Consider the following 11,580-nt stretch of genomic DNA (forward strand, 5'->3'; position numbering starts at 1 on the left):
GTTGAGTTGTTTCGGCAATCGCTTGTGAGTCAGGTGGCGAGCTCAGCAAACTGCTGAAATGGGCAGAGTCCGGGCGTGATTTGACCCTTGCGGATCATGTGCGCCACTTCTATTCCGTCAAGCGTTGCCGCCGCTGAAGCAAAGGCCTTGAACCCCAGCATTGGCCGAGTGCGTCTCTTGATGAAACGGTGGTCCTGTTCCACGATATTGTTCAAGTATTTCCGCCTCACCATCTCAATTGGGATCGGGCAGCCAAAGCTTTTGAGCATTTTGTTGATGGCCTTGATGCCGGCGGTGTTGGCACCGCTCTTGTCGATCACAATCTTCTTCGGCAACCCATTGATCTCCAACATCCTGGCGAAGAACTTGGTGGCGGCTGGTTTGTTGCGACGTCGCGAAAGCATGAAATCAAGGGTCTTGCCGTGCTTGTCGACAGCTCGATAGAGGTAAACCCACGCGCCTTTAACTTTGATGTAAGTTTCGTCCATTCTCCACGAACGATTACAAGGCCCTTTGCGGCGACGTGCTGCCTCAGCGATTGCACCAGAATACCGTGTTACCCACCGGTTCAGCGTGGTGTGGTCCACTGAAACACCGCGCTCGGCCATGATTTCTTCCAGATCCCGGTAAGACACACCGTATCGGACATAGAAAAACACCGCGAACAGGATCACATCCTTCGGATATTGCGCGCCTTTGAAGGAAACCATGAACTGACTTTCGACTGATTTTACCGAAAGTCATTCACCCGCAGCATCTGACCTCGTCAACAGCCAAAAGTTTGCAACAGATCCCCTAGTTTGGGATATGTTTCAGGTCAAAAGCGGATGCCTTAGCACGTCGGCACCGGACCTGTTGTTCCTCTGACGATGCACTCCAATTCGCAGCAGAGTCTGAAGTGTTCTGAATCGTCTGACGTAATGTATTTGGTGAATCTTTCGCCGGCGAGTTGTCCAATGGTTTCTGCCGGAATGCGAATTGTGGTGAGCCCTGGCTCAACATCCGCGGACCCCTTGAAATCTCCAATACCGATGATTGACAGGTCATTAGGAACCTTCAAGCCGAGGTTTTGGGCCGCAAACAAAGCGCCCTGTGCGATGACGTCGTTTCCGCAAAGTAAAGCGGTAGGGCGAATACGTTCAGTCAGAAGAGATGTGGCCGCCTGCTTAGCCTGAGATATGCTGTATGGGGCTTCAGAATCACGTTCATTCGGAATGGAAATACCCTTTTCATAAAGCGCGTCACGTACGGCAGAAAGACGATTATGCGCCCGGTCATTGTCTGTGGTTTTGGGAAAGATCAGCCCAATGTCACGGTGCTCCAATGCAAGCAGGTGTTCTGCCGCAAGGCGCCCGGCCAAGCGATTGTCGGCTCCGACACACGGCAGCGGGCTGTCATTTGAGTAGTTCCATATAGCGAGCGCCGGTGTTCTCTGCTGCTTGATCAACTGAACAGTGGCTTTGGAATGCTCCAGCCCTACCAGCGCCACCCCGTCAATCCGATGCTCCAGCAGCTTGCGGACCATCGCGTATTCTCGGTCGAGATTATAACCGTGTGATGCCAGCAAAAGGGTAAACCCGGCACTGTCAATGGAATCTGAAAAGGCCTGAATGACTTCGGCAAAAATGGCGTGATTGATTGTTGGCACCACTAGGCCGATCGTGCCTGACCGTTTTCCATGCATCGTCTGAGCCGCGCGGTTGCGGATGTAGCCCAATCGCTGAACGGCCCGGTTGATCTTTTTCCGAGTCGCAGGGTTGACCAGATTGGGGTGGTTGAAGGTGCGGGAAACGGTCGAGGGTGAAACTTTAGCGGCCTTTGCAACGGCCACGATATCCACCTTATCCTTCTGAAATTTAGCCATAAAACCCTCTCGCACAGTCGATTTTATGAAAACATTTGCAATACTATTTTCATCGCCTAACCTGATTTGTCAACAAAAGTAAAAGTGTGAACCGACGGGTTGGGAGGCCCTGAATGGAATTCATTTACTACTTCGGAGATGTGTTCACGCCGCTCTCGTTCCTGTTGCTTTTGGGTGGCACGATAGGCGGGTTGATCCTTGGGGCGACGCCGGGCCTGTCACCCACGATGGCGGTTGCATTGCTGATCCCGTTCACCTTCCAGCTTGAGGCCGCGCAGGGCCTGATCCTGCTAGGCGCTGCCTATACCTCGACTGTTGCGGGCGGCGCGGTCAGCGCCATTTTGCTGAAAATCCCCGGAGCGCCTGCCAATATCGCCACGACGCTGGACGGGCACACCATGGCGAAACAGGGACAGGGTGCGCGGGCGCTGCAATTGTCCTTTCTGGCCTCGGCCGTGGGTGGCATTTTTGGCGTTTTGCTTCTGATCTTCCTGACACCGGTTCTGGCGAAATGGGCGCTGGCCTTTGGTCCGTCGCACCTGTTCTGGCTGGCCATTCTGGGTGTAACGGTGATCGGAACGCTGGATTCCGCGTCGGTTGTCAAAGGGTTGCTGTCGGGTTGCATCGGGCTGTGGCTTGCGACCATCGGCTTCGACGACATCATGGGCGCGCAGCGGTTCATTTTTCATCCCGCCTTGGGCGGAGGTATCAACATCATTGCCGCCCTGATCGGACTTTTCGCAATTCCGCAGGTTCTGACGATGTTCGCCAAAGGTCGCCACAACGCCGGAGCCGAGGTCATCGAGGTGCAGCGCCACTCGATAATGGCCGCCTTCCGGGAGCTGTTCAGCCGCACGCGGGCCCTGAGCATCGGAACCCTGACAGGTTCGATCATCGGCCTGATCCCGGGTGTCGGTGGGCAGATCGCGGGCCTTGTGGCCTATGACCAGACCAAGAAGTTCTCATCCGAAAAAGACAAGTTCGGCACCGGTCATTCCGAGGGCGTCATTGCCGCGGAATCCGCCAACAATGCCATGGTCGGCCCGTCTCTGGTGCCGCTGCTGACCCTTTCGATCCCCGGAAGCCCCACCGCTGCGGTGCTGCTGGGCGGATTGCTGATCCACGGCATCTTCCCGGGATCAGACCTGTTCGACAACCACCCGGACGTGGCATGGACCTTCATCAACTCGATGCTGATCGGGCAGGTACTGATGTGCATCTTTGGCCTTTACGTTGCCGGTCTTGCGGCCCGTGTCGCGCAGGTGCCGCAATCGGTGATGGCTGCAATCGTCCTGGCGCTGTCCGTTTTCGGAGCATACTCGGTTCAGGGTTCGATGGGTGACGTCTATGTCATGGCCTGCCTGGGGATAGGCATGTTCTTTCTGGAACGGTTCGGCTTCTCCGCGGCGCCACTGGTTTTGGGCCTGATCCTGGGACCCATCGCCGAAGCCAACTTCATTCAGGGCGGAATGATTGCTGACGCCACCGTGGGCAAGGCCGCATACTTCCTGAGTGGCGGGTTGAACCTGTTCCTGATCGCCATTGTGCTGGCCTCGGTCGCTTATTCGGTTTGGATGGAGCTGCGTCACCGTCGCTACACCACCAAAGAGGAGGCACAGGCATGAACCGTTCGCAGCATGTATTCGGATCAGGTCTTGTCTTTGCGGTCGGCCTTTGGGTGACCTGGGTCAGCTACACCCAGCAACCGGTCGAGGCGTTCCTGTTCCCGCGTCTGATCGCAACCGTTTTTGTGGTTCTGGCCGGATGGACGTTCGGCAAGGCAGTCATGGGATTGTCCAAGGTTGGCAACGGCGTCACGCGCACGATGTTTGTCAACATGCTGCCGGGTCTTATCGTGACGCTGATCTATGTGTTCTGGGCGGCCAAGTCGCTGGGCTTTTACACCGCGACGACAATCGCCTTCTTCATCCTGCTGTCGATCTATGACCCGGCGCCGCATTCGGACGTCAAAAGCTGGATCCGGCGCGGGATCATCACGGGCGTCTTCGTGGCGGTGATGTACGGCCTCTTTTCCATGCTTCTGAACGTCTACACGCCAAGGGAAATTCTGTTCTGACCGCGCAAACAGCGGAAGAACCTAATCAGGGAGGAAACGCAAAATGAAACGATTGATAGCCGGGGCGGCTTTGGCCCTCATGAGCCTGACGGGTGCGGCGGCGGCCGAGGACTATCCCGAACGGCCGATCATGATGATGGTCAGCTACGGGGCTGGCGGCGCGACGGACTTCCAGGCGCGGATCGTGACCATGACCGCCGGAAACGAGGACGCGCTGGGAATGCCCATCGCCATCATCAACAAGCCCGGCGCGGGTGGCCGCGTGGGCTGGAACTGGTTCGCCACGCAGGCGGATGCAGACGGCTATACGCTGGCGGCCTACAATGTTCCGCATTTCATCGCCCAGTCTATCAAGGGTGGCGTGGAATATTCGACCGACAGTTTCGAACCTATCGCGAACTGGGGTGCGGATCCGGCGGTATTTGTCGTGGGCGCCGACAGCCCGTTCAACTCGATGCAGGATGTCATTGCCTATGCCAAGGAAAACCCGGGCAAGCTGACGGTATCCGGTGCCGGATTGTTTGTGGGCCACCACATCGCGGCGCTGCAAATCGACAAGGCAGCCGGAACCAAGATGGCCTATATCCCGACCAAGGGTGGCGGCGCGGCGGCCATGAAGGCCGTGATTGCCGGTGAGGTTATGGGCGGCATCAACAACCTGTCCGACGCATTCCGCGCGCAGGAAGCGGGCAATGTCAAAATTCTGGGTGTCGCCGATCTTGAACGCAACGCGTTCCTGCCGGATGTTCCAACGATGATGGAACAGGGGCTGGACGTGGACAACTCGTCGGTCAATTTCCGGGGTGTGATGGTGCCAAAAGGAACACCGCCCGAAGTGATTGAAAAGCTGGCCGCGACAGTACCTGAGATGTTTGCCAATTCGCGTGTCGCCAAGAAGATGGAGGCCGGCGGGTCGCCCATGCACATCATGACCCGTGACGAGGTGATAGAGATGTGGGGCCAGCGTCAACAAACACTGAACGAACTGCTGGCCGGTCTCTGACCCGGACATTCTAAAACGGGGCGGAACAGGTCCGCCCCGGTCAATCTATCGAGGACCAAGATGAACGCTCAGGACGGGATTGCCCCCGAAATTGCCGAAGTGGACCGGATCGTCGAACGGGCGCGTGCCGCTCAGTCTGCTTTCGAAGCCAGTGGTAGTCAGGCGCTATATGACAAAGCGGCACTTGCAGCGGGATGGGCCATCATGGAACCGGAACGCAACCGGGCCCTTGCCGAACTGGCCGTGGAAACCACCGGCCTGGGTAACGTGCCCGACAAGATCACCAAGAACCACCGCAAGACGCTCGGGTTGCTGCGCGATATAGCCGACGCCAATACGCACGGGATTATCAGCGATGATCCGGCAACAGGTATCACCGAGATCGCGCGCGCCATCGGCGTGATTGGTGCGGTTGTGCCGTCGACCAACCCTGCCGCGACGCCGGCCAACAACATCATCAACGCACTCAAGGGCGGCAATGCCATCGTGGTGGCGCCGTCCCCCAAAGGTGTTGCGTCCTGCGAAATGCTGCTTGACTACATTCATGCCGAATTCGACAAGCTTGGGCTTAATCGCGATCTGGTGCTGATGCTGCCTGCGCCCGGGTCAAAGGCCAAGACACAACGGTTGATGGAGGCTGTTGACCGGGTGATCTGCACCGGCAGCCAAAACAATGTTCATCGCGCACAATCCTGCGGTACGCCGGCGGTGGCCGTTGGGGCTGGCAATGTCACGGTGATTGTCGACGAGACTGCCGATCTGCAGGCCGCAGCGGCCAAGATCACGGCCTCGAAGTGTTTCGACAACGCGACCTCCTGCTCGTCCGAAAATGCCGTCGTTGTGGTGGACGCGGTCTATGACGATTTTGTCACTGCGATGACTGCCGAGGGCGGCGCGCTGGTTCCGGCCTCTGACGAAGCAGGGATCGTTTTGCGGCTTTGGCCGGACGGGCACCTCAACCGGTCAGCCATCGCTCAGGACGCCGACAAGATGCTTGAGGCGCTGGGGGTGGCCGGGAAAGTCCCCGAAGGCACCAAGTTTCTGGCGGTTGAAACCGACGGGATTGGCCCCGATCACCCCCTGTCCGGGGAGAAGCTAAGCCGGGTTCTGGCCCTGTACCGTGCCTCGGACTATGCCGCCGCTAAAGCCACCGCAGCGCGCGTTCTGGCCCATCAGGGGGCCGGGCATTCGGTCGGCATTCACACCAGCGACGACGCGCGCGCGGTCGAGCTTGGTCGCGAGCTGCCGACCTGCAGGGTCATAGTCAATCAGGCGCATACATTTGCCACCGGTGGCAGCTTTAACAATGGCATGCCCTTTTCGCTTTCTATGGGATGCGGCAGCTGGGGCGGAAACTCAATCGATACCAACCTGCATTGGCGGCACTTTGTCCAAACCACCAAAATCGTGCGTGAAATAGCCCCCCGCGAACCCGCGCTAGAGGATGTTTTCGGTGCGTATTGGCAGGAGGCCGGGCAATGATGGAACCGCCAAAAGGCACAGTCCGCGACTGGCTGGACCAGAGGGCTGATCAGGGCGGAACCGGGTTTGTGTTCCCCGATGGCGCGCCGAATCTAAGCTGGGCGGAACTGCGCAACTCGTCCCGAAACGTGGCAAGCATGTTGACCCAGCTAGGCGTGCAAAAAGGTGAAAGCGTCGCCCTAGTGTATCCCAACTGCCGCGAGGCGCTGATTGCTTTGTTCGGCGTTCTGTGTGGTGGGTTCCGGGCAACCATGATCAATCTTGTTGCGGGCGACAGTGCCGTGGCCTACGCACTTGAACACAGCGGCGCGCGCTTTGCCTTTGTGCACCCGGATCAAAACGCGTTGTTTGACCGAACCGCCGACCCATCAGCAACCACGGCTTTGCAAGTCACCGACGCCGGTGACGCCACTGCCGAGCTTTATGACCTGATGCCTGACGATCACGCCCTGCTCATGTACACGTCAGGCACGACCGGCCGTCCCAAAGGTGTCGTTCACACCCATTCCAGCCTGTTGGCTGGCGGCTGGACCACCGCCGTCGCGCACGAGCTGTCAGACGTGGACCGTGGCTTTTGCGTTTTGCCGATCTACCACATCAACGGGCTTTGCGTGACTGTGATGGGAACGCTCGTCTCGGGCGGATCGCTGGCCATGTGCGAACGGTTTTCGGCCAGCCGGTTCTGGGACAACGTCCGGAAAACGCAGGCGACGTGGTTTTCGGTGGTCCCGACCATCATCTCTCATCTGCTGCATTCCGACACCAACCCGGATGCCCAGACGCGACAGCAGTTGCGGTTCGGGCGGTCCGCGTCCTCCGCGCTGGCCCCTGATGTGCAACGCGCATTTGAAGAGCGGTTCGAGGTTCCCATTGTCGAAACGATGGGGCTTACGGAAACCGCAGCGCAGATCCTGTCGAACCCCCTTCCGCCGGGCGTGCGTAAGATCGGCTCACCAGGTGTTGCGTTTGGAAATGACGCCGCGATTCTAGACCTAAACCAGCAACCGGTTCCACATGGGACCGAGGGTGAACTGGTCATACGCGGACCTAATGTCATGCTTGAATACCTCAAGAACCCGGATGCGACTGCAGGAACGTTTACAGCCGACGGCTGGCTGCGTACGGGTGACCTCGCGCGTATGGATGAGGATGGGTATGTCTATGTCACCGGTCGCCTGAAAGAACTGATCATCAAAGGCGGGGAAAACATCGCCCCGCGTGAGATCGACGAGGCACTGTACTCCCATCCCGATGTTGTCGAAGCTGCAGCTTTTGCGCGCCCCTGTCGCAGCTATGGTGAAACTGTCGAGGCCGCCGTCAAAATCCGGGACGGATCCGAGCTGACGTCGCTGACCCTATTGCAGATTTGTGAAACCAAGCTGGGCCGTTTCAAATCTCCCGACGAAGTTCATATCTTGCCGGATCTTCCCAAAGGTCCATCGGGGAAAATCCAAAGGAACAGAATACTCGAGATCGTTAGCGAGAAGTTCGAAAAGGCCAAGCCTTAGGCGCTCTTGACCGTTTTTGTTATCAAAGTTCTTCGTGTGCTTTAATCAAAAAAGCAAGCCGACGACGGTCAATCCGTGTTTCAACGCTGGGCAGATAAGTGAAACACCGGAGAAATAGTGCCGCTCAGCGCCCTGCCGAAGGTCGAATGGTTACGTGATGCCACGTGACTTGTTGACGGGTGTATCTTGATGGTGAATGGGCCGATCTCATCTTCGCGTTCATGAACGTCAGAGGATCTTTGAGCATGAGCGGATTATTTTGAGGGATCTAGGTCATGTTGACAAATGGCGGATCCAGAGGCGGATCGAAGTGATATCTACGAAGCCGAGGAAGCTTTCGGCTGTTTTGTCATAGCGGGTTGCCACGCGCCGAGCATTCTTCAGCTTGTTGAAGCATCTCTCGACCAGGTTTCTCAGCCGGTAGAGATGCCAATCCAAACCAACGCGCTTCTTTCGGGACTTTCGCATTGGGATCACCGGTCGAATGCAGCGGTTGTGCAGGTCGGTGCGAATGCGGTCGGCGTCGTAACCTTTGTCGGCTAGCAGCACGACTGGCTCGGGCAGGTTGTCGTCCATGACCCGATCAAATCCAAGATAGTCCGATGTCTGGCCAGGCGTGATGTCAGTTCTCATCGGCAGCCCGGCGGCATTTACCCGGAGGTGGATCTTGGTCGTGAAGCCGCCTTTTGAGCGGCCAAAACCCTGTCGCGGAGTCCCCCTTTTGCGCCCGCTGCCTGATGATGGGCACGAACCACGGTGCTGTCGACCATTTGAAGGGCATCAGGAACGATCCTGCTTTCGGTCAAGGTTTCCAAAATCTGTTCCCAGAGCCCCGCGAGGGTCCAGCGACGGAACTGTCGGTAGACACTCGACCACTTCCCAAACTCCTCAGGCAAGTCTCGCCATGGGGCACCTGTACGTGCAATCCAGAAAACGCCATCAAGAACAAGGCGGTGGTTGATCGGTTTGCGCCCGTTCGGGGCACGGATCGAAAGAATGAACCGTTCAAAGAACGCCCACTCCTCGTCCGACATTAGGTTTCTTGCCAAGCTGGCCTCCATCGCAGATACCGGCTTGAATCACGATCAGCGGGCGCTGGGAATCCCTTTTGTCAACACGACCTAAACATGTAGCGAAATTCCGACATTTGAGTGAGATCATTCGTTTGTGGCGCTTGCTTGTCACCAAGTGCATTTACTGTGAAATTAGGTGCAAATGGCCTGCTCCCCAGAAACGCCATCACTTGAGATCTATTGTGTCGGATGGCCCAGTTACTCGACTCCCACAAGCCTCCAAATTGGAATTGGGTCGCAGCCACCTCCGCAACACTCGCAATTCGCTGTACCGCGATCACCCTCAGACCCGTCGAACCCAGTATTCTTGAGTGCAATGACGGTTCGTGGAGCACCATGTAGCACGCCCAGAAGCTTTAGATTACCGTCCCGGTCATCGAAGGTTCCGTCATCAACGCACAACTCACCCGAGCCATATGTTGTTTCCCAGTTTCCTTGCCCTTCGCGAACTTCGATCCTTTTAAGTCTCTGATTTGAGTCCACTATATCGTAGATTAATGTTGTCACGTTTATCCCCTTTCTAAAACGCTATTCTACTTTATGCCAAACAGTAAATCTTCCATGTAGTACTGATAGTTATCCGCGTTTCTACGAGCTTTTCCAGGATCAGAAGTCGCTAAGGCTTGAGCGTCAGCAACCCCATATTCATGATCCATTGTAGGTGCGACCGCCTCGATATGAGTAATCTCATGTAAAATCACACCAGCGAATGAATCTTTGCCCGTCGCGCTTTGTTCAAAGAACTCCGGGGCTAAGTAGATATTTCCAGACCCATCTGGAAAATATGCAGCAAGCTCATTCAAACTGAACTCAAGCTCAGGTGAATTCGCAATCGGGCACCAAATATTAGAGATACTGGAAAATGTCTGTGCGAATTCAAAAGTTCTCTTTACCTCCTGTACAGCGTTTTCAGCATTCGTTCCAAACCATCTGGCAAAACGCTGCTCGTCTGCCACATTAGAGAGTGCCATTGCGTCAATCGACTGCGCAATCCCATCTTGTGATGTCTTTATCGCTTGTTCAACGATGTTTTGTTGCGCATCAGAGCACGGAATTTGACTATCCGAAATATCTGACAGCGAAACGGTTGGGATCAAAATGATGCAGGAAAGCAAGGCTGCGAACCTCATTGTTCAAGACTCCTCAGATTAGCTTTATTCAGGATCGTCTGTTATGAAATTCAGAAGGACAATTATGCCGTTTGCGATAAGGCGCCATCTCGTTGAGGTGCCCCCAGTCTTTAATACATTTGCCTTATTCATTTTCTTTTGTTCCGCTTCAAAGTCAACTGGAGAAAGAACTAAGAGATGTTCGTCTGGCTGACCTCGGGCGACATGGTAAAACCCAAACGCCAAGGATTGGGTGGCCATAAGTTATTCTATGGAAAATCAAAATCTTAACGCAAACCGAAGTTCTAGTATTTTGACTGCTCCTCCCCGGTTTGTCTAGGATAGCTTTAAGCATCGCCAGGGCTCTCGTTCTGGGCGAAAAACAGGTCGTTGAGGAAGACCAAGACGGAAATCCAGGCCGCCAGGGCAAGCGCCGCCAAAATAAGCGGTTCGACAGCCGGATACCAATCAACCGAACCTTGAAGCTTACCCTTTTCGTCGATGAAACCGCCGATCTTGTGGGTCATCGAGAAGATTTCTGAGAACGGAACAGTATCGATTGCGGAACCGGGCGACCCTGTCTGCGAACGGAGCCAAACAGGTGCATCCAGGACTTTCCGGGCAAAGTGTACCAATGATAGCGCTGGCATGATAATGAAGGCCGTCAGAAAAAAAAGCTGATGCCAGCGCCCGCCCGATGTGGACGTGTCGAGACCTTCCAGCCAAACCACCGGCAGCTTTGCGTGCCACGCATCGGCGCCGCTTCGTCGCGCGTAGGCGGTTCCGATGCGGCTGACCAAAATGGTCAGCACGGCGCAGATTGGGAGAGCCACGAGGGATCCGACGCCCGGCCCATCCTCAATCAAGTCGACATCAAAGATCGGGTTTCCACCCTGACTGACAATCCAGGCGTTCGCTGCATAGAAGGCAAGAAGCGCACCCAGAACGCTCCAAAGCTTGCGAAGATGTTCTTGCGTCACTTCAGGCTCCTGCCGATCAATCAATGTTAAAGGCCACGCAGGCTTCATGCAGGCCTTCCACAATCTCCGCCTTCACCGCTTCTTCGATATCTGCGGAGAAAGCCCGAAGCACGCCGGCTTTCGAGCCACCAAAATCGCTTAGCGTCACGGAAACTGTTGGGACATCGCAGGTATCGAGATGCATGGTTGCAGCTGCTGATATTCGAACCGAGGCGTCGGCCCGCACGAATGCGGCAGAAGACGTTTCGCATGCCAATCGACCTGTGAACGTTGCGTCAACGACATCACCTGTGAGCAGGACCGCCGCCCCCTCGACGCTGACGCTCTGAAGTCGGTCGATGCCTATTGAGAACAGGCCCGCATCGAATTTCAATCCGCGACACGGATTGTCTTCGGCAATCCGTTTCTGAATCACGGTGTTCGAATGAGCTGGGGTCGAGCCAAGGGCACAGACCACTAGGACCAGAGCAGTCAGAAACCGCAT

11 protein-coding genes are annotated in these 11,580 nt (G+C 56.1%); 5 read left to right on the top strand and 6 right to left on the bottom strand.

Annotation, left to right across the window (positions count from 1 at the left end):
* Nucleotides 1-29 precede the first annotated feature (29 nt).
* Nucleotides 30-710 carry an IS6 family transposase gene (locus FIU92_RS17415; protein ID WP_152459955.1) on the bottom strand — a complete coding sequence of 227 codons (681 nt, stop codon included), beginning with the start codon at nt 708-710 and terminating at the stop codon, nt 30-32.
* A 122-nt stretch (nt 711-832) separates the two neighbouring features.
* Nucleotides 833-1,864, bottom strand: coding sequence for a LacI family DNA-binding transcriptional regulator (locus FIU92_RS17420; RefSeq protein WP_152459975.1), 1,032 nt, complete (start codon nt 1,862-1,864; stop codon nt 833-835).
* Nucleotides 1,865-1,977: 113 nt separating this feature from the next.
* Here FIU92_RS17420 and FIU92_RS17425 point away from each other — a divergent pair, with 113 nt between their 5' ends.
* Genes FIU92_RS17425 through FIU92_RS17445 form a run of 5 tightly spaced genes read left to right on the top strand, consistent with a single transcriptional unit; the run spans nt 1,978 to nt 7,934 of the window.
* On the top strand, nt 1,978-3,489 hold the full coding sequence (locus tag FIU92_RS17425; RefSeq protein WP_152459976.1) for a tripartite tricarboxylate transporter permease: 1,512 nt from the start codon (nt 1,978-1,980) through the stop codon (nt 3,487-3,489).
* Complete coding sequence (locus tag FIU92_RS17430; protein WP_152459977.1) at nt 3,486-3,941, top strand: tripartite tricarboxylate transporter TctB family protein; 456 nt, start codon at nt 3,486-3,488, stop codon at nt 3,939-3,941. Before FIU92_RS17425 ends, FIU92_RS17430 begins: the two co-directional genes overlap by 4 nt.
* A 43-nt stretch (nt 3,942-3,984) precedes the next feature.
* Entirely contained in the window at nt 3,985-4,944 is a 960-nt protein-coding gene (locus FIU92_RS17435; protein WP_152459978.1) for a tripartite tricarboxylate transporter substrate binding protein, read from the top strand.
* Nucleotides 4,945-5,004: 60 nt separating this feature from the next.
* The gene (locus FIU92_RS17440; RefSeq protein WP_152459979.1) at nt 5,005-6,426 is read left to right on the top strand and encodes an aldehyde dehydrogenase family protein; all 1,422 of its coding nucleotides are present in this window, start codon (nt 5,005-5,007) and stop codon (nt 6,424-6,426) included.
* A complete protein-coding gene (locus tag FIU92_RS17445) occupies nt 6,423-7,934 on the top strand; it encodes an AMP-binding protein (protein WP_152459980.1) in 1,512 nt (503 codons plus the stop codon). Before FIU92_RS17440 ends, FIU92_RS17445 begins: the two co-directional genes overlap by 4 nt.
* A 273-nt stretch (nt 7,935-8,207) precedes the next feature.
* On the opposite strand, the gene FIU92_RS17450 is transcribed toward FIU92_RS17445, so the two are convergent.
* The 4 genes from FIU92_RS17450 to FIU92_RS17465 all read right to left on the bottom strand — a co-directional run bounded on the left by FIU92_RS17450 (nt 8,208) and on the right by FIU92_RS17465 (nt 11,580).
* Nucleotides 8,208-8,995 (bottom strand): IS5 family transposase gene (locus FIU92_RS17450; RefSeq protein ID WP_152459981.1). Its coding sequence is split into 2 segments (ribosomal slippage): nt 8,208-8,659 and nt 8,659-8,995, totalling 789 coding nucleotides; the frame shifts between segments, so codons are not numbered across the junction.
* Between the two features lie 545 nt (nt 8,996-9,540).
* Entirely contained in the window at nt 9,541-10,137 is a 597-nt protein-coding gene (locus FIU92_RS17455) for a M35 family metallo-endopeptidase (protein WP_152459982.1), read from the bottom strand.
* A 326-nt stretch (nt 10,138-10,463) separates the two neighbouring features.
* The gene (locus tag FIU92_RS17460; protein WP_152459983.1) at nt 10,464-11,096 is read right to left on the bottom strand and encodes a hypothetical protein; all 633 of its coding nucleotides are present in this window, start codon (nt 11,094-11,096) and stop codon (nt 10,464-10,466) included.
* A gap of 16 nt (nt 11,097-11,112) precedes the next feature.
* Nucleotides 11,113-11,580, bottom strand: a complete 468-nt coding sequence (locus FIU92_RS17465) for a hypothetical protein (RefSeq protein ID WP_152459984.1) — start codon at nt 11,578-11,580, stop codon at nt 11,113-11,115.

The sequence above is a fragment of the Ruegeria sp. THAF33 genome, assembly GCF_009363615.1.
Classification (GTDB): domain Bacteria; phylum Pseudomonadota; class Alphaproteobacteria; order Rhodobacterales; family Rhodobacteraceae; genus Ruegeria.